Here is a 23,477-nt window from a genome sequence, read left to right as displayed (position 1 = left end):
TCACTTGGCAATTACTGCTGAATCTCCGTTGTTCTTTATCTTCTGCAAGCGCAAACTCACCGCATTTTTGTGAGCCTCTAGTTGTTCAGCAGCCGCCATCTTTTCTACGTACGGCCCTAGTTGGTGTAGCCCCTTCGGGCTGATAGACTGATAAGTTATTTTTTTTACGTAGCTATCCAGAGAAATACCACTGTACGATTTAGCAAATCCGTTGGTGGGTAGCGTATGATTGGTGCCTGAGGCGTAATCGCCCACGGACTCAGGAGTGTAATGTCCCAAAAATACGGAACCGGCACTACGTACTTTCTCAACGGCCTCTTCAGGGTGAGCGGTAGCAATAATCAGGTGCTCAGCGGCATATTCATTTAGCAATTCGTATCCTTCGTTTAAGCTGCTTACGATGAAGCACATGCTGTTTTTTAGGGCTTCGCGGGCAATTTCTTGTCGGGGCAGTTGCGGTAGCTGGTTTTTCACCGCTTCAATAGTCTGATCTACAAGCTTCTTGCTATCAGAAATCAGTACCACTTGACTATCTACTCCGTGTTCGGCTTGAGAAAGCAGATCGGCGGCTACGAAAGAAGGGTTGGCAGAGTCATCAGCCAGAATAGCTACTTCTGATGGCCCCGCGGGCATATCAATGGCTACTGTAGATTTACTAACTAATTGCTTAGCAACCGTTACGTACTGGTTTCCCGGACCAAAGATTTTATGAACCTTAGGAACACTTTCGGTACCGTAGGCCATAGCAGCAATGGCTTGAGCACCCCCAATTTTAAATACTTTATCAACCCCAACGAGCCGTGCGGTATAGAGAATAGCCGGGTTGATTTGTCCCCGTCGATTGCTAGGAGTACACATGACTATTTCCTGACAACCCGCAATTTTGGCAGGAACTCCGGTCATCAGTACCGTAGAAAATAGGGGAGCGGTTCCTCCCGGAATATACAATCCAACTTTCTCGATCGCTACACTTCGTCGGAAGCAACGCACTCCCGGCATGGTTTCTACTTCCAGGGTATCTGTTTTTTGTGCTTCGTGAAACTTGCTAATGTTATTGTAAGCAATTTGAATAGCTTCTTTTAACGCTTGGTCTACTTGCTCTTCGGCCTGCTCAAATTCTTCGGCCGAAACTTGAATATCTTTTAATTCAACGTGATCGTACTCCAAAGCGAAATACCGTAGCGCGGCATCGCCTTTTTTTCTCACTTTCTTCAAGATGGGTTTTACAATCTTCTCAATTTTCTTGAACTTCTGAGCCGGTCGACGGGTCAACTCAGCCCACTCTTCTCGCGCTGGATTTTCTATAATGGTCATAAAATCATTTTTTCAATAGGCACTACCAAAATACCTTCAGCTCCGGCTTCCCGAAGTTTTTCAATCACTTCCCAAAACTGGTCTTCCTGCACCACCGAGTGAATAGAGTTCCAACCGCTCATAGCCAAAGGAACAATCGTAGGGCTTCGCATCCCTGGTAATAGGTTAACAATAGCTTCGGTTGCATCTTTTGGGGCATTTAGCAGAATGTATTTATTCCCTTTTCCGGCCTGCACCGAATTGATGCGAAAGACCAGCTGATCAATTAAGTCTTTTTTCTCTTCACTAGCCTGATGGTTGCCGAGGAGCACTGCCTCCGAACGGAAGATCGTTTCTACCTCTTTCAACCCATTACTCAGCAGAGTGCTGCCAGAACTGACAATATCGCAAACTGCATCGGCCAGACCGATGCTAGGGGCAATCTCAACTGAGCCGGAGATTTCGTGAATATGCGCTGATATTTGTTTTTCTTTCAGAAACTGATGTAAGATTCGCGGATACGAGGTAGCAATATTTTTGGCTTGGAAATAGCTAGGCTCGGTATACGCTTTATCTCGAGGAATAGCCAGTGACAACCGGCATTTTGAAAAACCCAGTCGTTTAATCAACAACACATCCTTAGCTTTCTCTACCATCTCATTCTCACCCACAATCCCCAAATCAGCTACGCCGTCTTCTACGTACCCCGGAATATCATCGTCGCGAAGAAAGAGAAACTCAGCCGGAAAGTTGTAAGAAACTGCTTTAAGTCGGCTTTTTCCGTTATTAAAGTGGATGCCACACTCGTTGATGAGTTTTACTGATTGTTCACTAAGTCGTCCTGACTTTTGAATGGCTATGCGTAGCGTTTTTTTCATGAAATTCTTGATGGTCAATGCGTTTGGAAGAGTGAACCACTAGGTTCCAATTCAGTTTACTTGTGAGCGGTGCAATAGTGCGTACGTAGGTTACTCATAATTGCCAACAAATATAGAGCACGGACATGGTAATATAAAATCATCAACTCAATATCGGGCAGCTAAGTTTTATCAGCTTACCGCATTTTGTAATTTAGCAGCAAAACACAACGACTATGAAGTACCACACAATAAATCCTGAACTTTTTACTGAGAATCGCCTTCGCCTACTTGCCCAGCTAAAACCCAATTCGCTGGTAGTATTGAACAGCAACGATATTATGCCTACCAACGCTGATGGCACCATGAAGTTCGTTCAGAACAGCGACCTGTTTTATCTCAGCGGCATCGATCAGGAAGAGAGTATTCTGCTATTGTTTCCTGATTTTCCTGACGAAAGCTTTCGAGAGATACTGTTTCTGCGAGAAACCAGTGAGGAAATCGCTATCTGGGAAGGACATAAGTATACCAAAGATGAGGCTACGCAAACGTCGGGAGTGGAGCGGGTTATGTGGACGTCGCAGTTTGAGAAAACTTTTTTTACCCTAATGGCGCAAGCCGAGCACGTCTACCTGAATACCAATGAGCATCTTCGGGCCAGCGTTTCGGTGCAAACCCGCGACGCTCGCTTTGTGGAGTGGTGTCAGCAAAACTATCCGTTACATCAGTACCAGCGGTTGGCACCTATCATGCACCAACTTCGGGCGATAAAATCAACGCACGAGATTGATCTTCTTCAGCAGGCCTGTCAAATTACCAAAGATGCCTTTCTTCGGGTGCTTAAGTTTGTGCAGCCCGGGGTGATGGAGTATGAAATTGAGGCCGAATACATTCACGAATTTACCCGGCAGCGCTCCCGGGGTTTTGCCTACGAACCCATTATTGCCTCGGGTGGCAATGCTTGTGTACTGCATTACCTCGATAATAATCAAGAATGTAAATCGGGTGATCTTCTGTTGATGGATGTGGGAGCGGAGTACGCTAACTACAATGCGGATATGACCCGTACCATTCCGGTGAGCGGGACATTTACCGACCGACAGCGGGCCGTCTATAACGCAGTACTACGGGTGCAGCGGGAAGCTATGCAGTTGCTACGTCCGGGCAATATCATTAAAGAATACCATAAAGAAGTAGGCAAAATAATGGAAAGCGAGCTTATTGGACTGGGACTGCTAGATAGAACTGACGTAAAAAATCAAAACGAGAAGCAACCGCTCTACCGCAAATACTTTATGCACGGCACTTCTCACCATCTGGGATTAGATGTGCACGATGTGGGAAATCTCTACCGGAAGTTTGAGCCAGGAATGGTCTTTACCGTTGAGCCGGGCATCTATATTCGAGAGGAAAATATGGGTATTCGGCTGGAAAATAATTTGGTGATTCGTGAAGAAGGGCTTACTGATCTTATGGGCGAAATACCGATTGAGGCCGACGAGATTGAAACCCTCATGAACGAAAAATAGCCATCACTTCGCGAAGTGATGGCTAAGAATTTAAGGATTAAAATCTATTAATTAGTAACGACGGTCTTGCATTTGAGGCCGTGGTCGGGCTTTACTCACTTTAAGGTTTCGGCCTTGCACCTCAGCACCATCAAGTTCGTTGATAGCCTGCATACCCGCTTCGTCGTCGGGCATTTCTACAAAAGCAAAGCCTCGTGATCTTCCTGATTCGTGGTCTTTAATAATTTTTGCGGATGAAACTTGTCCGTACTCCTCGAATAATTCTTGGAGTTCTTGATCTTGAACCCGGTAGTTTAGGTTCGCAACATAAATGTTCATGATTGAAAAGTTATAAATGATAAACTGTCGGAATTACCGTGTGCAATTATTGGGAAATAAGAGTATGTTTAAGTTCAAAATAGTTGGCACACAATAGGTTTACGAGCTATATAAATTCAATGTACAAATTTTTGACTCTATTTGTTCAAAATAGATAAAATTAATTTATGCCAGAGCTACTTATGGGTACAGAATGACTATTCAAAGCTAAAAACATTAAAAAATACTGTTCGGAATAGTATAAAAAATGCCACTATCTTCGTAGGAAATAATAGCAATTTGTATTTGGTACTTTTTTGCTGACACATTTAAGTTAAATCGCATTATATTTTTTTGGTTATATGAATAAAATCTGGCTCAGAATTTATTCAACATATGGGCTTATTGTTTTTGGTGGGGTATTTTTGCTGCTGTCGCCCCTGTTTGCGTTAGCTACCCTAAACAAAAAATGGCATCGCTACGCACTGTTGCTTAATCAGTTTTGGTCGCGGGCTTTTCTATCGGGCATGGGTGTCCCGGCAAAGGTGTACGGCCGCTCCCATCTGAAAAAAAATCAAACCTACGTCATTGCTCCCAATCACTTCTCTCTGCTCGATATTGCGCTGATGGGGTATATTCCTAAGCCTTTTGTTTTTGTGGGCAAAGTGTCATTAGCAAAAATACCGCTGTTTGGCGACATGTTTCGAAAGCTCCATATTCCGGTAGACCGAAACAGCCTGAAAAGTCGTTACCAAGCATTACAGCTAAGTATGCAGGCTGTAGATGAAGGTAAAAGCTTGGTGATGTATCCCGAAGGTGGTATTAGAACCGAAAACCCACCCCAATTGGCTCGCTTTAAAAATGGGCCGTTTAAGGTTGCTATCGAAAAACAAATTCCGGTGGTGCCGGTCACTATTCCGTATAATTACCTAATTTTACCCGACGACGGAAAGCTGCTTATGCGCCCCCAACGTCCGGTAATGGTAATTCATTCCCCGATTGAAACTGCGGGGATGACTGAGGCTGACCAAAACCAATTGCGGGAACAAGCGTATGACGTTATTCAGCAAGAGTTAAGAAAATTTCACTCATCAGTAAAACATGAAGATTGACCGAGAAACCGTAAAGAAAATTGCCCATCTGGCTCGCTTAGAACACGACCCCGAAACTGAGGAGGCGATGATGGCAAGTATGACCGAAATACTGGATTGGGTAGAAAAACTAGAGGAAGTAGATACGGAAGGAGTAGAACCACTTATGCATATGTCTTACGAGTTAAATGTGATGCGCGACGATCAGGTGAAAGATCATCTAGATCGTTCAAATGCGCTAGACATAGCTCCTCACCACGATCAGCAGTTTTTCCGCGTTCCTAAAGTGCTTGATAGTGGACAAGTAAAAGTTGATAAGGGATAATTAGTGATTAGCCTTCTACTATGACACTCACTTTCAATTGTCCATTTTCAACCATCAATTGTTAGGCTACTGGATGCTTTTCTTTTAGGAGAGGCTGCCATTTTCCACTTACAGCTATTCGCCACACCCACTCTAAGGGACCCACGTGAAAAAATCGTAACCACAGCGTACTAAAGGCCATCTGAAAAGCAAAAAATAGCACAATGATAGGTAGAATTAAGGCAGGGCCAATTTGTCCTAGTAACCCGAAGCCCAGCCCATTAAATAAGAGCACCGCTACTATCGATTGTAAGATGTAATTGGTGAGTGTCATTTTCCCAACGGGCACTAAGGTCTCTAGATAATGCCGAACAGTTGGTTGGCGGAACAGCAGAATAAATCCGCAGAGATAAAACGTAAATAATCCTACGGTATTCATCCGGTATCCTACCGAATGTAGAATCTGGTACATTACCGGGAATTCTTCTCGCGGGAGTGGCGAATGTATAAATACCAGGCTACCAAACAGAAGCACCGGAATGCTAATGATAAAGGCTTGGCGAATTTCTGGCAGATATTCGGTAGCTCGTTTAAATAAATCAATCTTACCGGCCCAAAGCCCTAAAAAGAAGAACCCCAGGATATTGGATACATACCCCACGAAGTACCAGGGATCAACGTAATGCTGATTCTCCATAAGGACATTCATTATTACCGTCTCCCAGTACGAACCGCTCAAGAAGGCTTGCTGAATCTGACTTTTTGATATACCTGAGGGAGAAGTATGCGGAATAGTCATCTCCAGGATACTTTCGCTGGCCGGAACAATAAATGCCAACGTGAAAGCAATAGCAAGAATTACGTAGTTGTTTAGTCGGTACAGGAACAGTAAAAACACTCCAGCTACAAAATACCAGCGCAAAATGTCACCCCACTGGATAAGATAAGCGTGAATGAGGCCAATAATCAGCATAACGAAAAGACGCTTTACAAATGTCTGGCGGAAGGATATACCTAAGCGTTCGGCCTTGCGTATCTGAAAGTAGAATCCTAGCCCGAATAGAAAAGAAAATAGAACCCTAGATTTGAGCTTAAACAGTAACAGGTTTAGTTTAAATACGAGTTGGTTGAGTTCAGGAAAGGGTAGCGAAGCTATTTGGGTGTCGGTTAAGAAGCTAGGGTAGCCCGAGAACGCAGTAGTAAAGTGAGTGAACAGTACGGCAAATAGGGCAAAACCGCGCAGGGCATCAACTACTTCAATTCGCCCACTAGCTTTTGGCTGATAGTTTAGGTGTGGCATAATATTATTAAAAAATGGTAATACTCCTCTGCCAACAACAAGCTACTCCATACCCAACAGAAAAATTATGCCAAAAAGAAATTACATCGTGCAGTGTAGCTACTCTACATAATAGGTTTCACTATTTATCTAACATCTTGCATCCTTTTGGCTAAAAATTCGTAAATTAGGCGAATATTTAAAAAATAGTTAGGTTAGTCTAAATTTTTATGGATCACGCAAATATCTGGATAGCATTTGGGTTAACGCTATTTGCAGGGCTTTCTACTGGCATTGGCAGTGCATTAGCATTCTTTACCAAGAATCAAAGTGCCCGTTTTCTATCAGTTTCTATGGGGCTTTCGGCGGGAGTGATGATTTATATTTCTTTCGTGGAATTGTTGGTTGGTGCTCAAGAATCATTGGTGGGGGAGTATGGGACAAAGTGGGGAAACTGGTATACAGTATCGGCATTCTTTGGGGGCATATTGTTGATTGCCATAATCGATAAATTTGTACCGAATTACGAAAATCCTCACGAATTTCCGGAAGAAGAACCTGATCTTCAACGGGAGATCGTTCAGTTGAAAAATCAGAAATTACTGCGGATAGGGCTGTTTACGGCATTAGCGTTAGGACTTCATAACTTTCCTGAAGGAATTGCCACGTTTCTTAGCGCGATGAAAGATGTTTCGCTCGGCATTCCAATTGCCATCGCCGTGGCTATTCATAATATCCCGGAAGGAATTGCGGTTTCGGTACCCGTATTTTACGCGACTAATGACCGCAAGAAAGCATTTGCCTATTCGTTTGCATCGGGCTTGGCTGAACCCATTGGGGCACTTATTGGCTACTTAGTACTGATGCCGTTTATTAATGAGACCATTTTTGGGGTGCTGTTCGCGGGTATTGCCGGAATTATGGTTTTTATTTCTCTCGACCAATTGCTTCCGGCAGCACACGCTTACGGGAAGCACCACCACGCTATTTACGGGCTAATTGCCGGAATGGCGATTATGGCCGTGAGCTTACTGTTGTTTATTTAAGACGGGGTTAAGGAAGAATCCATTGGCTGTTTCTCAGCAGTATAAAAATTAATTTTCTCTGTCTACCCAACGATTTTCGATAAAGCTAGTTACTCTTCCGGCAGTTGCCAGCCTTCACGTGCTTAAATTCAACATAGCTTTACATGAGTAACGGTAAACCACTATTTTTTTGTCTGATGCTAGGTGCTACGTTATTATCTTGGAATGCTTTAGCACAGGACTCTACCCAGATTGCGCCCCAAGTTACACTGAGTGGCTACACCGATGTGTACTACGCTACTTTTTCGGACGAGTCACCCACTGAAGCACTGCAACCCTACACTACGGTATCTCCGCGTAGCGACCACTTTGGTTTAAATGTGGCACAGTTGTCGGTTAACTACCAAGCTGAGCGGGTGCGTGGTACCGTTACGTTGCACTACGGAGATATTGCCCAAGCTACTTGGTCAGAAACATTTAGCATGGTACAGGAGGCGAACATGGGTATTATGCTGTTTGAAGACTGGTGGCTCGACGCGGGTTTTTTTGCGACGCACATCGGTACCGAGAGCTTCTTGCCTAAGAATAACTTGCTGAGTTCTACCGCTGTGGCTACGTTTAATGAGCCGTTCTTTCAAAGCGGTGCCCGTGTTTCTTATGAAGGTTCGGAGGATTTTTCCGCCCAGTTTCACGTGGTGAGTGGCTATAATTTCTTTCTGGATGTGAATGATGCCAAGTCGGTAGGCGTGCTACTGTCTTACCACCTGAGTGAGGAGTGGGCGCTTACGTACACCAATTTATTGGGGCGAGAGTCACTCGATGATGTGACACCCAGCCAGCTTCGCTTTTATCACAATCTTTATCTGAACGGTTCGTTGGGTGATAAGCTACAGTTAATTATCGGAGGCGATCTTGGCACACAAACGAACTCACAGCTAGATAATAGCGATGCTACGGCGCTGATGTACAATGCCTTAGGCACTATTCGTTACCAGTTTACTTCCGCTTGGTCCGTTACGGCTCGAGGCGAAATCTTTTCTGATCCGGAAGGCTTCATTTCGGGCACTTTACCCACTGAGGCGGGTAGGGAAGAAGGGTTGCAACTGACTGGACTAACGCTAGGGGCTGAATACCGCCCTACCGATTACTCTTACGTACGAATTGAGGGTAGAAGCTTAGTCACGGACAATTCGTTGGTGCTGTTCGACCAAGGTGCTAACGATGTGCGTTACGAATGGATGGTAACCACCGGCTTTTACTTCGACCATATTATTCGCTGATGGTGTAGCATCGGTTGCCAAGATCAGAAGATATCAACTAATTGTTGTGGGAAACCAACACATCGTTTACAAACTCAACGGCCCGGTTTTCTGACCAGAAATTTTGTCCGGACGAATAGCTTCGGGGCATAAATCCGCAGTGCCCGCCTGACTCAGGAGCCTGAAAGTGTAAATAATCGGTTGTTTCGCTTTCTTTTGTTAGGTAGCATTCCGGGGCAAGAAACGGATCGTTTTTAGCACTAACTACCAGCGTGGGAACTCTGATAGATTGTAAAAAGCGGATACTACTACACTGATGGTAATAATCAGCTGCATTGCGAAAGCCGTGCAAGGGTGCGGTGTAGTAGTTATCGAAATCTTCTAGCGAGCGGATCTGCGGAAAAAACTCCGAGCTTATTTTGTCGGGCATAATCGCTTCCTTGTTTCGGATTTTCTTTTTCAGATTTCGTAAAAAGCGTTTGCTGTAGATAAAATTTTCTGGTTCAGCGATCTTCCGAGAACAGGCCTGTAAGTCGAGCGGAACCGAAAAAACAACGGCTGCCTGCACCTCATTTACCAAAGCTTCGCGCTGTTCACCCAGATACTTGAGCGTAAGATTGCCGCCCAAGCTAAAACCAACCAATACAATTGATTTGTACTGATATTGATTTTTAACATAGTTTACTAAAAAATGCAGATCGGGTGTGGCTCCACTATGATAAAAGCGATACGTCTGATTAATTTCCCCGCCGCAGCCCCGGAAGTTCCAAGCCAGTGCATCGAACCCGGCTCGATTAAAGGCGCGCACCATACCCAAAATGTAAGGACGATGACTATCGCCTTCTAACCCGTGGGATACAATAACTAATTGGCTCGACTTTATGCTAGACCAGTCTAACAGCAAAAAATCGCCATCTTCGGTCGAAATACGTTCCCGGGAATAGCTTATTTCCCTTATCTTCCGAAACTGGGAAGGAATAATGGTTTGGAGGTGTCCGTTGAATAAGTAGCGAGGCGGACGGTAATCGGAAGAAGTGAGCAGTGGCATAATTGGCAAAGATACACTGGCAAATGTAGGAACTGAATCGCAGATTTCAATATTTGTCATTAGTCCACCGCCCATAGTCGACAGTTAACGGTCATCAGTCATTACTCATTAATCATTAAACTCTGATCTCCGGTCACCACTACCAACGGCTTCTTGCTAGCTACTTTTATTAGCTGTCGAGGTTTAAGAATAAGCGCGATTTTACTCCTTGTTTATCAGAGTCTGTCGTTTTGGGTGATTCTCTAAAATTTAGCTAATTTCAGCCCGGAAAGCAGTATAAATATACTTATGATTAGCCGAGAGAAGTTGTATCGCATCATTTTCGAGTCAGATACCCCACCGGGTAAAGCTTTCGACGTGGTGTTGCTAATTGCCATTTTGCTCAGCATGTTGTTGGTGATGCTCGAGAGCGTTCAGCAGTACAGTGACCAATACGGTGGGTACATCCGACTTGGGGAATATATTTTTACCGCGCTATTCACTGTTGAGTATGCGGTGCGTATTTATTGTGCTCCGCGTCGGTGGAAATACATTACCAGCTTCTACGGTATTATCGACCTAGTATCCATTCTTCCCACGTTTTTAAGTATTCTGATTGAAGGTTCTCAGTACGCGTTGGTAATTCGGGCACTGCGTCTATTGCGAGTATTTCGGGTGCTTAAGCTAACCCATTTTTTAGGCGAGGCCGAGGTACTGCGAAAAGCTCTTCGCCAAAGTATCGCCAAAATAACGGTTTTTATTGGAGTGGTATTAGTACTGATTTTTATCGTGGGTTCATCTATGTATCTGATTGAAGGTCCGGAAAATGGGTTCACCAGCATTCCGGTCAGTGTGTATTGGGCGATTGTCACACTCACCACGGTTGGGTACGGTGATATTGCTCCCCAAACCGTAGCCGGGCAAACGTTGGCCTCAGTGGTAATGATTTTAGGGTACGGAATTATTGCGGTGCCTACGGGTATTGTCTCAGTTGAACTCTCTCGAGCCGATACCGATCATTTGTCGCACGGGGATCGGGTGAAGAAAAAAGCGGATTTGTGGCTCTCTAACTTTAGTAGTACCGAATGCGCCCACCAACCGATGCGATGGGATCGGGTAGAAAAGGCCGATGTGAAGCGTTCGCAACCAGTAGAATAGTGCTTGCGACTTGTCAAAATAAAAAATACCTCCGTAGAAGGAGGTATTTTCCAGGTTACAATTTCGCTCGGTGAGTAAGTTAACTTTTTAGTGCGAGCACACTGTTAAAAACTGATTGCCCGCTCTACGATGTTGGTACTACCGCTTTGGCCAGGTCGGCCGTCGTAATCAGCGTTAACTCCCTTTCCCCCTCGTCCGCCTTTGTGGGACGTAACTAAAAAGCCGGATAGGGTGGGTATATTCGGGTCTTTGAACACAGTAATAGTGCCACCGTCGCCTGCATCGCCTCCGCGTAAGCTCTCCGAACCGGCGTAGCCGTGAGGGGTGCCGGGCTGCCCGTCAGAAGACAGGTACATCATCTGGTCTTGTTTGATTTTTCCTTCGGCAACAATGAAGTTTCGGGTCAGATTGGTTACCCGGTACTGATACAGATCATCTCCCGTAACTGCATGCTTGGTTGCTTTGATCTCTAATTTTAGATCGTTCCCACGGTAACCGTACTTGGTAGCACTCCAGTCAAACACGACTTTGCCATCTTTGTAATCGTAGGTGGGTATTACCTCCTGGCTAGTGATCAGGTTAGGATGATACTTGGATTGTACCTTTACGATGACCTTATCTCCTTTGATGAATCCGGTGCGGAAAGTGTTTTCGTCCAGGTTCTTGGCAAAATGGGTTGACATCTTACCGGGCATATTCTCATAGGTGATGATATAGTCAGACATATAACCGGTGTTGATCTCGGTAGTCGAGATTTTACGACCATCCTTTAGCGTGGCTTCCATCCCGAAGTGAATCTCGCCCACAAAGTTACCGAAATGCTTGAGCGTGCGAAAGTTAATCATCTTGATGGAGGCCACATCTTTACCTTCCAGGCAGTACGTCTGTTTTCGCTCGGCTGCTTCGGCGGCGGCCACAGCTTGTCTGTCAGCTTCGTATTGCTCAATATCGGCCAACTGATGCTTTCTCGTCTCGGTGATATAATCTTTAATTTTGGGAATCTCGGAGTAGTTGCTGTGAGCCGTTACACCCTCCCAGGAAACGTTCACTTCCCGTTCTCCGTCTCGCTCTCGTTCGTTTACCTTTAGAAAATAGATTTTCTTTCCGGTGAAGAATAGTGCCCAGTCACTCTGACTACTCGTAAAATAACGTACGAAACTAGCCCGTCCTTCCTCGTCGGGAACGTACTTAGGACCATCGTCAACGGTGATGTGGCTGACGGTTCCATCGTCGTTTTTGAAGAATCTAAGATTAACCTCGTCGTTAGCCTCCCTGGCTACCGAACTGCCATTGGAGTCCCAATACTTGTAGGTACCATCTTTGAACGATGCTGCCACTACGCTCTGACTTTGATCCGTCGAGGGGAATCCACTTTTGGCGTCTTGTTTTTCTTCCAGATTCTGAACCGCTTTTTCCATTTTTGCCTTCAGCTTTTTTCCAAGCTGGCCGTAGCTGCTGGGCACTAAACAAAACAAAAGGGCTACAATAAATGCGCTACCTAGCGCTTTCGCCGATAATAAGGTGTTACGTGATTTCATACAATAGATTTGTTGAATTTTATTAGAATTACATAGAAAGTAAAGGTCAACCTACCTGACTACCAGGCCAGGTAAGGTTGGAAAGTGAGAGATAGTCGGGAAGGCTTACTGTCGCCGATCCATTTTTTATTGAGTACAGTTTGTGAAATTAGGAGTGTTGACTGGTGCTAATGCTGAGTTCAAGCGAAAGAACTGACAAGAGGTGACATTCTGCACAGCCCATCCTGAAATATCCCGATTGAAAGCACTAGCTCTTACGAACATAGCATACATATTTGTGACTGAACTTACATTCCAGCTGGTAATATCCCCATTAAATGAGTTCGCATCACTAAACATAAGCTCCATATTGGTAACATTGGATACAGTCCAGTTAATTAATGGTTGATTGAAATCAACTGCACCAGAAAACATACTACTCATGTTGGTAACGTTGCTTACATCCCAGCTATTAATGTTTTGGTTAAAGCGAGTTGCACTAAAGAACATCCCACCCATATTCGTAACATTAGTTAATTTATTCCCCCAATTATTTAGCGGCTGATTGTAGTCATCAGTATTTCTAAACATTTGAAGCATATTAGTAACGTTACTCACGTCCCAGCTATTAATGTTTTGATTGAAATTTGCCGCTCCGTCAAACATAAAAGACATGTCGGTGACACCACTCACATTCCAGCTACCGATGGGCTGGTTAAATGAACTCGCTCTGTTGAACATTCCAAACATACTAACAGCAGAGGAGGTATTCCAGCTACTGATGTCTCGATTAAACAAACTAGCACCTCTAAACATATTCTGAAAGCTTACAACCTTAGAAATATCCCAACCACTAATATCTTGGTTAAAAGCGCCAGCTTCACTAAACATAGCTGACATATCAGTTACATTACCTACATTCCATGAACCAATATCACGATTGAAGTCCGCTTCGCTGAACATGCTCTGCATATCTGTGACATTACTAACGTCCCAACTACCAATATCTTGATTGAAGGCCTGCGTATCTCGAAACATAAAGCTCATATTAGTTACATTACCCACATTCCAGTTGCCAATGTTTTGGTTAAATGATATAGCGCTGTTAAACATCCCGCCCATATCAGTGACATTGCTGACATCCCAACTGCCTATGTCCTGATTAAAGGCAGCAGCTCCAACAAACATATTACTCATCGATATCACATTGGCCACATCCCAGCTGCTTAAATCCTGATTAAATATCGATGCATTACTGAATAAAAAATTCATATCCTCAACATTGCTGACATCCCAATGGCCTATATCGATATTGAACTTTTCGGCTCCTCCAAACATATTTACCATACTGGTTACTTGCGATAAATCAGGCGCATCGGCACCCATGGACTCAAGATTGCTACAATTCAACAATGCACTTTGCATTGTTTGCCAAATCTGATTACCCCACTGATCTACAGAAATAAGCTTTCTGGCATCAGTTGGATTTCCCGCCCTAAACGCTGGAAAGTCTCCGGTAATTGAAATCTGATGATCGCCAGCATTTGTATAAGTATGTGTTGCATTACCGGTTTGATTTAACTCTACAGTCCCATCACCCCAATCAACGTTGTAGTCATAAGTGTAACTATTAAAATAGGTATATATGGTCACGTCTTCATTGGGCATACTGGTACGGTAAGTAAGTATAAACGCATCAGCAGCGGCTTCATTTACATCGTTGAGTGTAATGGTAATCGTCCCCGTTTCCGTGTTGGGGCCATTGGTGACTTCAAAGTTGGCGGTCAGGGTTTGGTTAGTCTCATAATCAAATGCACTGGCCTGGGCAACGGTGAGCTCACCCGTAGTAGCGTTGATGGCCATTGCCCCCGCTGGGGTTTGTGAGGTCAGGCTAAACGAGAGGGTCATGGGGCTACTGGCTTGTACCGTTCCCAGTACCTGTCCGTTGGTGGGGTTTTCGTCCATGGTCACGGAGAAGTTGGTGGCGGTAATCATGGTCTCGTCCACATCGTTGAGCGTAATGGTGACTTGAGCCGTATCCGTAGCCGTCCCCACGGTAGCGATGATCTGAGCGGTGAGCGTGGGGTTAGTCTCAAAGTCAAATTTAGCAGAGTCAGCCACAGTCAATTCTCCCGTACTATCGTTCAGGGCGAAAGTACCCGCGGGGTTTTGGGCAGCGAAGGAAAATGTCACTGCTCCCGAAGCATTGGTAGTGTTGATCTTACCGAGTGACTGACCGTTGCTGGGGTTCTCATTGATGGTCACTGCTAGGTCGTCCGCTGTGACAGTAGACTCGTCTACATCATTCAGGATAATAGTTACCTGTGCCGTATCGCTGGCGGTACCGACGGTAGCGACTACCTGGGCGGAAAGGGTGGGGTTGGTTTCGTAGTCAAACTGGATAGAGTCCGCCACCGAGAGTTCCCCGGTGCTGCTGTTGATGGCCATCGCTCCGGCAGGGGTTTGAGAAGCCAGCGCGAAGCTGACGGTACCACTGGCCGAAGTCGTGGCTACTTGCCCAAGCAATTGGCCAGAAATGGGGTTCTCGTCCAGTGTAAGGGCAAAATCTGCAACCGATACAGCATCCACACTTTCGTCTACATCAGTTAAAGTGATGGTGACGGTGGAGGGTTGGCTGACCGTGCCTACCGAAGCGGTGCTGGTGGCGGTGAGCGTTTGGTTGGTTTCAAAATCAAATAAACTGGCATTGGCTACGGTCAGTTCACCCGTGAGCGAGTCGACCGCCAGGGCTCCCGTGGGGTTTTGATTGGAAAGGGAATATATCAGCGTACCTTGATTGGTGGTAGCTGATAAGTTACCAAGGGAGGTGCCCACCGTTGGGTTTTCGGCGATGGTTTTGGTAAAGTCACTGATGGTAACCTGAGCGGGAGATGGTTCTTCATCGTCGTTCTTACAAGCCGTGAAGAAACAGAGTAGGCCAGCGAACGTCGCTGCTACCAAAAGAATACTGTGTGATTTCATACAATAGATTTGTTAAAGTTTATTAGAACTACATTGGTGGTGAGAGCCAACCTACCTGACTATAATGCCAGGTAGATTGGAAAGTGGGAGTTTGTAGGGAAGGTTTACTGTTGCCAATCCATTTTTACTGAGAACAGTTAGTAAAACCAGGTGTAAAAGCCGGGATTAAAGCGGAGTTCGAGCTAAACTGGGAACAAGAAGTAACATTTTGAACGTCCCATCCAGAAATGTCTTGATTAAAGGCACTCGCTCTCGAGAACATAAGTTGCATGTCTGTTACTGAGCTTACATCCCAGCCGCTGATATCTTGGTTAAACCTGAGGGCTGAGTCAAACATTCCCACCAACGAAACTACATTAGTAAGCTTGTTTGCCCAACTATTTAATGGTTGATTAAAGAAGTCTGCGCCAGAAAACATATACGACATATTGGTTACATTACTAACATCCCAGTTATCAAGGGGCTGATTAAAACCAACAGCTAGATAGAACATAAGGCTCATATCCGCAACGTTACTTACATCCCAGCTGCTAATATCTTGGCTAAACGAAAGAGCTGAGTCAAACATTCCCGCCATGGTAACTACATTAGTCAGCTTGTTTGCCCAGCTATTTAGTGGCTGATCAAATGAGTCTGCGCCAGAAAACATATAAGACATATCGGTTACATTACTGACATCCCAGCTGCTGATATCTTGGTTAAAAGAACTCGCTACACCAAACATAGCACTCATATTAACAATAGTGCTTACATCCCAATGACTAATATCAGAATTGAAACTTGTAGCCCTATTGAACATAGAACGCAAACTAGTAACAGCCGATAGATCAGGACTATCTGAACCAACAGATATTAAATTCGCACAATTGTTGAACATGAACTCCATACTCTGCCAGACATTAGTACCCCATTGGTCAACAGAAATGAGTTTTGACGCATTTGCAGGTGAACCTGAGTTAAAAGCTGGATAGGTTCCTGTAATTGTCACCTTGTAATCACCAGGCCTTGAGTATATATGTATAATAGTTCCGATACCGTCAAGGTTATTATCTATCCTACCATCTCCCCAATTGACATTGAAATCATAGGTGAGACCGGGTATCGTAGCTATGTTCACTGATTCGTTGGATCTAGTTGTCCGGTAAGTAAGAATAAACGCATCAGGCCCCGCCTCAGCCACATCATTCAAAGTGATCGTGATGCTTCCTTCATCTTGTAAGCTACCATCTGCGTTACTAGTCAGGTAACGTGCCGTTACCGTCTGGCGGGTCTCAAAGTCATACAAACTGGCATCGGCCACCGTAAGCTCACCTGCAGTGCTTATGCTAAAGGCTGCCGGGGTTTCCCCCACCTGTAGATTTCCCGTCACCAAACTATAGTTTATATTGGCCGCATCCGTATCCACACTTACCGTACCCATTGATAACCCACTAGCAGGGTTTTCATCTATGGTAGCTATGAAATCTCTGGCCGTTACCGTTTCTACCAGGTTGGTTAGCGTTATGGTTACCTGCGCCGTATCCGCAGCCGTCCCCACCGTGGCAATAACCTGAGCGGTGAGCGTGGGGTTAGTCTCAAAATCAAACTTAGCAGAGTCAGCCACGGTCAATTCTCCCGTACTATCGTTCAGGGCAAAAGCACCCGTCGGGTTTTGGGCAGTGAAGGAGAATGTGACCGCTCCCGAAGCATTCGTGGTTGTGATTGTACCCAGTGACTGACCGCTGGTGGGGTTTTCGTCCATGGTCACGGAGAAGTTGCTGATGGTAATCATGGTCTCGTCCACATCGTTGAGCGTAATGGTGACTTGAGCCGTATCCGTAGCCGTCCCCACGGTAGCGATGATCTGAGCGGTGAGCGTGGGGTTAGTCTCAAAGTCAAATTTAGCAGAGTCAGCCACAGTCAATTCTCCCGTACTATCGTTCAGGGCGAAAGTACCCGCGGGGTTTTGGGCAGCGAAGGAAAATGTCACTGCTCCCGAAGCATTGGTAGTGTTGATCTTACCGAGTGACTGACCGTTGCTGGGGTTCTCATTGATGGTCACTGCTAGGTCGTCCGCTGTGACAGTAGACTCGTCTACATCATTCAGGATAATAGTTACCTGTGCCGTATCGCTGGCGGTACCGACGGTAGCGACTACCTGGGCGGAAAGGGTGGGGTTGGTTTCGTAGTCAAACTGGATAGAGTCCGCCACCGAGAGTTCCCCGGTGCTGCTGTTGATGGCCATCGCTCCGGCAGGGGTTTGAGAAGCCAGCGCGAAGCTGACGGTACCACTGGCCGAAGTCGTGGCTACTTGCCCAAGCAATTGGCCAGAAATGGGGTTCTCGTCCAGTGTAAGGGCAAAATCTGCAACCGATACGGCATCCACACTTTCGTCTACATCAGTTAAAGTGATGGTGACGGTGGAGGGTTGGCTGACCGTGCCTACCGAAGCGGTGCTGGTGGCGGTGAGCGTTTGGTTGGTTTCAAAATCAAATAAACTGGCATTGGCTACGGTCAGTTCACCCGTGAGCGAGTCGACCGCCAGGGCTCCCGTGGGGTTTTGATTGGAAAGGGAATATATTAGCGTACCTTGATTGGTGGTAGCTGATAAGTTACCAAGGGAGGTGCCCACCGTTGGGTTTTCGGCAATCGTTTCGCTAAATGCCGAAATGACTACTTCAATAGATGCTGGGCTTTCATCATCTTTACAGGAAAATAGACCTACCGTAAGTAGGAAAATTAGAACGAAAAACTGTGGTCTAAGCTTCTTCATATTGTAATTACTTGTAGGAGTTAATTGATTCGTTATCCCAAAAGTAGTATAATAAAAAAGCTTTTATAAGGGGTTAAATTAGGGTTGGCAAACCTGTGAACACCTTTGTCAGTTGAGATAAAATATTGAAATAAACATGTAATTTTTAGCATGAAATAGCAGCAGCATGGGGGCAGGGTGCTAGGTGCTTGGGGTACTTTCTGTGCGTACAGAATGCTCCCCGCCCCGAGCTCTCTGCGATCAGCCCCTAAAGATCTATTCCAAAGTGGGTGCGGAATTTTTCGGCGAAGTAGGTGCTGTTTTTGTAACCGACCGCCTGGGCGAGCTGGCGTACTGAGCGGTATGTGCCCTGATCGTAGTACGCTTTAGCCCGGAGTAGGCGACGCTCGGAAATGAGCTTGGCGGGGGTACAGCCACTGAGTTCTTTCACCTTACGGTAGAGGGTGCGCTCGGTGATGTCCAGATCCTTGCATATATCGGTAACGGAAAATTGTTGGTTACTGATATTTTGCTCAATGATTGCCCGAAGGTTCCGGTTGAACTCCGCTAGTTCATCAGGAAGTAGGGGGATTTCGCCGGGGGAGAGTCCTTGCTGTACAAATGTTCGGCGAGCCTCTTCGTGCTCTAGTGCGCGGCGGATCATCATGACCAGTTCTTCCTCTAAAAATGGCTTGGTAAGGTAACCGTCAATGCCCAGTCGTAGCATATCCAGCTTGTTCTGCTGATCAATTTGGGCCGTAATAACCAGTACGGGTTGCTGGTACGCTTGTTGTCTAAGCTGTTTTACTAATTCCAATCCATCGGTGTGAGGCATCATATAGTCGGTGATAATGAGATCAACCGATTGCTGGCTGAGCAGTTCCAGAGCTTCGCCGCCGTGGTTAGCTTCCAAAACCGCGTACTCATCCATTGTTTTAATCTCCCGAATATACTTTCGCACATCGGGGTTGTCCTCCACTAATAAAATGCGTTTTGAGCCAAGCTTGGGTGGAGTAGGGGGCAAGTCGTTAGAAGATATTTCGGTGAGTGGTGGGAGAGAAAGTGCCTCGCCCAACCAGAACTGGTCAAATGGAATGCTAATAACAAAGCGGGCGTACTGGTTGACTTCGCTTTCTGCCCAGATGCGATAGCCGTGCAGTTCTATAATCCCTTGGGTAATGGCTAAACCAATGCCGCTGCCCTGGCTGCGGGTGATATCATTATCCGATTGGTAGAACCGCTCAAATATCCTCGCTAGATCAGCCTCAGGAATACCGATACCCGTATTGTATACCTCAATGGTGAGTTTAGGTTCCACCTTCATATTCAACCGGACAATACCTTCGGGAGGGGTAAACTTGAGGGCATTGGTCATCAAATTATTAATAACCCGGGTCATCAGTACTGCATCGCAGTTGACAAAAACGGTTTGATCGGGTATACTGATTTGAATCTCAATCGTTTGCTTGGTAAACAGGTCGCGAAAATCGGAGTAGGTTTTTTGCAGTAGCTTGGAGAGATTGACCGAAGCTTTATTCAGGGTGAGTTTCTGGGCATCTAGTTTGCTTAGATCAATGATGCTGTCAATTAGCTCCTTAATATCGGCCGATTTATCCGCCATAATTTTGCTGTACTGTTGCACCAAATTAGGATCAGTACGGTCGTTTAATCGGCGGGCGTAGCCAGAAATTAGGGTGAGGGGAGTGCGGATTTCGTGGGAGATATTGGCAAAGAAATGGTCTTTGAATTTGTGGAGTTCGCTCAGTTCAGCGGCTTGGACTTCAATAATTTTCTTGTCAGCTAATGCCTTATTTCGCTCAATGGCCAGTAGCTTTTCTTTCTCCTGTCCCATTCGTTTAAGGTACACTACTACCAGGAAAGCCGTGACGAATATCATCGGAATTACCACTAGCACAATACCCGGTAGATTGTAATCCTGAAACCAGTGGTGACTAGCTAATGCAGCCCCCATACTTACTAGTAAAAATGCCAAGTGGGCAGAGAACCGATCGTACAGCACCACTGCTACCAGTGGAAAAGAGATCGTGAATAGCTCTACCAGTTCGCCCGGCTTGGTTAGTATGCTAACGAGGGTATTCTGAATGATATTGAATCCAATAAACAACAGTTTGGCCATCTCGATGTGGTCGCGCACATTAAGGTAATGTACTAGCCCGAATACTATAATTGATATGACAGCATGGAGCGCGACTGATAGACCTGAAGAGGGGGAAATAAGATAGTTACTGATAACAAACAGGATGGAAGCATGGTACCAGATGAGGCACAAAATATTCATCAGCTTCTTCGTTTTCCGGTTTTCTGGACGAGCTGAGTCAACCCCTGCGTTGGCTAGGTAACTGTAACCAGAAATAATCCACTGAATTACTACCATTCACAAATGTCTACTAAGTAACAATCGTTTTACAATTCTACAACTTAGCAGCCGCAATTGTCAGCAATAAGCCCGCTAAATTATCATCTGTCAAAAATGATAGCACCTTTGGCAAGTTTGTGAATAGACACCACCCGTAGTTCTTATGGTTGGGTAATACCCTCGGAAATAGTGAGCGGTTTTTCTGTACAATTAGTAAATAAAAAAACCGGATGATTCGTCCGGTTTTTTTCATGAAGAAAGCCCAAGTTGGTTACTCAGGTTTCCATTTTAGCACCGCTACGCTTTGAGAGTCGTTGGTATCAGCAAAAGCTACGTAAACAGTATCAGTATTGCTGTCGTAGGCTAAATCAGGGCTAGTACCATCGGCAAAATCTGCCGATACCGTTTGCCAGCTAGACCCATCCCACTTTTTTAGTGTGAGCTTACCCGAGACCTGATCGGTATATACTACGTAAGGAACATTATTGGCCATGATGAAATCGTATCCGGTAACGGTATTGCTGATATTAGCTCCCAGCCTTATCCATGGTGCTACTGAATTGTTTGAGTCTCTGGTCTCCATATAAAGCCTATTATCAGCGTTCTTGTAAAGTACATGAGCTTTACCACTACTATTAAATTCTATGATGTTTAAGTTGGATCTGCCACTACTGCTTGTAGAACCTCCCGCGAGGCTATTACCGTGATCTAGCCATCCAATACTATTTCCTCCGTAAAGTTTAACCTGCACATTATTTCCCCCGCCATTCCCGGCAAGCGCGTAAGCCACAAAAGGTCTATTGGTAGTGGGCTGGAAAGCGATATCCGTTCCAAAGGTATTTCCTGTTACGATGCCCCCTCCGGTTCCACCTAATGGCACTTTATCCCATTGGTTCGTAGTATTCAGAAACTTAACGGTTGTGCCAAGGGTACCACCTTGATTATACACTACGAACGGTGAACCTCCGCTACTAAATGCAAGCCGCAACCAGATAGCAGCCCCAGCAGAAAAACGACTGTTAGTACCCAATGCAACCCAGTTAGAACCATCGTACTGCTTTACGGTACCACGATACGAATTACCAGGATCAGTGTAAGCTATATAAATGTTGTTGTTATCCACAGCTGTATGTACAGAACCTTCGGCTGTGCCTCCTATATTACCTGCAATGTTACCTCCCAAAGAGCTCCAGTTCGTGCCATCATACGCTTGAGCAAGATAATTGGCACCATTGCTGTAAGTAAATATCGGCTGACCATTATTTACTACCAATTCTATAAAGGACGCTGCTGAGGTTAACCCAGAAGAACCCACCGTCTCCCAACTACCGAGAACGTCGTTCAAGTTAATCGTAATATTGGCTGATACTGGAGCTACCCCAGTAACCAGGTCACTGACCTCGTAGGTACCGGTAATCGTCGTGTTCACTTCGTAATCAAACGCGGCTACGTCGGCTACCGTGAGCTCTCCGGTGCTGGCATCTATCGCTAAAGCACCTACTACACTTTCGGAAGTGAGGCGGTAGCTTAGCGCATTATTGTTAGAAATACTGGTGCTTACCGTGCCAATACTTGTCCCAGATGCTGAGTTTTCATCTATCGATGCGGTAAAGTCATCAGCGGTGAGCACTAGGTCATCTACCGGGTCATCATTGACGGTAATAGTGATGGTGGCCGACTCCGAAACAGTGCCATAACTGACCTGATAGGTAGCCGTGATACTTTGACGGGATTCGTAGTCAAAAGCGGTAGAATCTCCCACGCTCAGTTCGCCCGTGGCCGGGTCAATGGCTAAGGCACCGTTTACACTTTGAGTCGTCAGGCTATAAGTCAAGATGCTATCATTAGAAATGCTAGCATCTACGGTACCGATCACTTGGTCGTTGGTCGGGTTTTCATCTACATCGGCGGTAAAGTTATTCGCCGTAATTTCGGGTTGCGGTTCACCGCCTTCATTTGCAACCTCCCCATCCTCCACATCGGTGAGATTAATGATGACGGTGGAGGTATCCGTAGCCGTACCGACGGTTGCCACCACCTTCGCCGAAATCGTAGGGTTGGTTTCGTAGTCAAACTGGATAGAGTCCGCCACCGAGAGTTCCCCGGTACTGCTGTTGATGGCCATCGCTCCGGCAGGGGTTTGGGAAGCCAGCGCGAAGCTGGCGGGGCCACTGGCCGAGGTAGTAGTCACCCGCCCAATGGCTTGCCCCAGGGCAGGGTTCTCGTCCATGGTCACCGTGACATCATCTACCGCCACGGCATCCACGCTTTCGTCCACATCAGTGAGTGTGATGGTGACGGTGGAAGACTGGCTAACTGTGCCCACTGAAGCGGTGCTGGTCGCAGTAAGCGTAGGGTTGGTTTCAAAATCAAACCGACTGGCACTGGCGACAGTAATTTCGCCCGTGAGCGAGTCAATGGCCATCGCTCCTGTCGGACTTTGGTTAGATAGGTAATACACCAGCGTTCCTTGGTTGGTGGAAGCTGATAAACTACCGAGGGAAGTTCCAATGGTGGGGTTCTCGGCTATCGTTTTTGCAAAAGTCTGAATAGTGACCGTTGGGGGCTCGGGGGATTCATCTTCCCCGCAGGAGGCTACGAAGCCAACGACTAGTAGCAGTAGCCAATAATATAATGGTTGAAATCGGTTCATTTCGCTATGATTTTAGATTTGTTATTGTTTTGATACTTGATAATGGTAGAAAGAAAGATCGCTATTGGGGGCTGAAATAGGGGATAGCAGGTTCAGGG

General features: G+C 45.7%; 16 protein-coding genes. 6 read left to right on the top strand and 10 right to left on the bottom strand.

Going from position 1 to position 23,477, the window contains the following annotated elements; translation table 11 throughout:
• Nucleotides 1–1,314, bottom strand: coding sequence for a histidinol dehydrogenase (gene hisD / locus P0M28_RS29265; RefSeq protein ID WP_302207057.1), 1,314 nt, complete (start codon nucleotides 1,312–1,314; stop codon nucleotides 1–3).
• On the bottom strand, nucleotides 1,311–2,171 hold the full coding sequence (gene hisG, locus P0M28_RS29260; protein ID WP_302207056.1) for an ATP phosphoribosyltransferase: 861 nt from the start codon (nucleotides 2,169–2,171) through the stop codon (nucleotides 1,311–1,313). Before hisG ends, hisD begins: the two co-directional genes overlap by 4 nt.
• 215 nt (nucleotides 2,172–2,386) lie before the next feature.
• On the opposite strand from hisG, the gene P0M28_RS29255 reads away from it, so the two are divergent.
• Nucleotides 2,387–3,679: an aminopeptidase P N-terminal domain-containing protein gene (locus P0M28_RS29255; RefSeq protein WP_302207055.1), complete on the top strand. Its 1,293-nt coding sequence runs from the start codon at nucleotides 2,387–2,389 to the stop codon at nucleotides 3,677–3,679.
• Between the two features lie 51 nt (nucleotides 3,680–3,730).
• Here P0M28_RS29255 and rbp read toward each other — a convergent pair whose 3' ends face one another.
• Nucleotides 3,731–3,997 (bottom strand): RNA-binding regulator, encoded by a 267-nt coding sequence (gene rbp / locus P0M28_RS29250; protein WP_302207054.1) that lies wholly within the window; start codon nucleotides 3,995–3,997, stop codon nucleotides 3,731–3,733.
• 341 nt (nucleotides 3,998–4,338) lie between these two features.
• Here rbp and P0M28_RS29245 point away from each other — a divergent pair, with 341 nt between their 5' ends.
• Nucleotides 4,339–5,088 (top strand): lysophospholipid acyltransferase family protein, encoded by a 750-nt coding sequence (locus P0M28_RS29245; protein ID WP_302207053.1) that lies wholly within the window; start codon nucleotides 4,339–4,341, stop codon nucleotides 5,086–5,088.
• Nucleotides 5,078–5,392, top strand: coding sequence for an Asp-tRNA(Asn)/Glu-tRNA(Gln) amidotransferase subunit GatC (gene gatC, locus P0M28_RS29240; RefSeq protein ID WP_302207052.1), 315 nt, complete (start codon nucleotides 5,078–5,080; stop codon nucleotides 5,390–5,392). The genes P0M28_RS29245 and gatC overlap by 11 nt, the downstream gene beginning before the upstream one ends.
• 61 nt (nucleotides 5,393–5,453) lie before the next feature.
• On the opposite strand, the gene P0M28_RS29235 is transcribed toward gatC, so the two are convergent.
• Entirely contained in the window at nucleotides 5,454–6,671 is a 1,218-nt protein-coding gene (locus P0M28_RS29235) for a DUF418 domain-containing protein (RefSeq protein WP_302207051.1), read from the bottom strand.
• 209 nt (nucleotides 6,672–6,880) lie between these two features.
• Between P0M28_RS29235 and zupT the strand changes: the two genes are divergently transcribed.
• Both zupT and P0M28_RS29225 read left to right on the top strand, forming a co-directional pair.
• Nucleotides 6,881–7,696: a zinc transporter ZupT gene (gene zupT, locus P0M28_RS29230; RefSeq protein ID WP_302207050.1), complete on the top strand. Its 816-nt coding sequence runs from the start codon at nucleotides 6,881–6,883 to the stop codon at nucleotides 7,694–7,696.
• 143 nt (nucleotides 7,697–7,839) lie between these two features.
• Complete coding sequence (locus P0M28_RS29225) at nucleotides 7,840–8,955, top strand: outer membrane beta-barrel protein (protein WP_302207049.1); 1,116 nt, start codon at nucleotides 7,840–7,842, stop codon at nucleotides 8,953–8,955.
• Nucleotides 8,956–8,992: 37 nt separating this feature from the next.
• Here P0M28_RS29225 and P0M28_RS29220 read toward each other — a convergent pair whose 3' ends face one another.
• On the bottom strand, nucleotides 8,993–10,057 hold the full coding sequence (locus P0M28_RS29220) for a YheT family hydrolase (RefSeq protein ID WP_302207048.1): 1,065 nt from the start codon (nucleotides 10,055–10,057) through the stop codon (nucleotides 8,993–8,995).
• 213 nt (nucleotides 10,058–10,270) lie between these two features.
• Here P0M28_RS29220 and P0M28_RS29215 point away from each other — a divergent pair, with 213 nt between their 5' ends.
• The gene (locus P0M28_RS29215) at nucleotides 10,271–11,119 is read left to right on the top strand and encodes an ion transporter (RefSeq protein WP_302207047.1); all 849 of its coding nucleotides are present in this window, start codon (nucleotides 10,271–10,273) and stop codon (nucleotides 11,117–11,119) included.
• Nucleotides 11,120–11,223: 104 nt separating this feature from the next.
• Here P0M28_RS29215 and P0M28_RS29210 read toward each other — a convergent pair whose 3' ends face one another.
• The 5 genes from P0M28_RS29210 to P0M28_RS29190 all read right to left on the bottom strand — a co-directional run bounded on the left by P0M28_RS29210 (nucleotide 11,224) and on the right by P0M28_RS29190 (nucleotide 23,379).
• The gene (locus tag P0M28_RS29210) at nucleotides 11,224–12,657 is read right to left on the bottom strand and encodes a hypothetical protein (protein WP_302207046.1); all 1,434 of its coding nucleotides are present in this window, start codon (nucleotides 12,655–12,657) and stop codon (nucleotides 11,224–11,226) included.
• A gap of 126 nt (nucleotides 12,658–12,783) precedes the next feature.
• Complete coding sequence (locus P0M28_RS29205; RefSeq protein ID WP_302207045.1) at nucleotides 12,784–15,618, bottom strand: BspA family leucine-rich repeat surface protein; 2,835 nt, start codon at nucleotides 15,616–15,618, stop codon at nucleotides 12,784–12,786.
• 124 nt (nucleotides 15,619–15,742) lie between these two features.
• Nucleotides 15,743–18,370, bottom strand: a complete 2,628-nt coding sequence (locus P0M28_RS29200) for a BspA family leucine-rich repeat surface protein (protein WP_302207044.1) — start codon at nucleotides 18,368–18,370, stop codon at nucleotides 15,743–15,745.
• A 247-nt stretch (nucleotides 18,371–18,617) separates the two neighbouring features.
• On the bottom strand, nucleotides 18,618–20,744 hold the full coding sequence (locus tag P0M28_RS29195) for a hybrid sensor histidine kinase/response regulator transcription factor (protein ID WP_302207043.1): 2,127 nt from the start codon (nucleotides 20,742–20,744) through the stop codon (nucleotides 18,618–18,620).
• A 253-nt stretch (nucleotides 20,745–20,997) separates the two neighbouring features.
• The gene (locus P0M28_RS29190; protein WP_302207042.1) at nucleotides 20,998–23,379 is read right to left on the bottom strand and encodes a cadherin repeat domain-containing protein; all 2,382 of its coding nucleotides are present in this window, start codon (nucleotides 23,377–23,379) and stop codon (nucleotides 20,998–21,000) included.
• Nucleotides 23,380–23,477 lie beyond the last annotated feature (98 nt).

This window comes from Tunicatimonas pelagia (assembly GCF_030506325.1).
Taxonomy (GTDB): Bacteria; Bacteroidota; Bacteroidia; order Cytophagales; family Cyclobacteriaceae; genus Tunicatimonas; species Tunicatimonas pelagia.
Note: the sequence above shows the minus strand (reverse complement) of the source record. Positions and strands in the feature narration are given on the sequence as shown.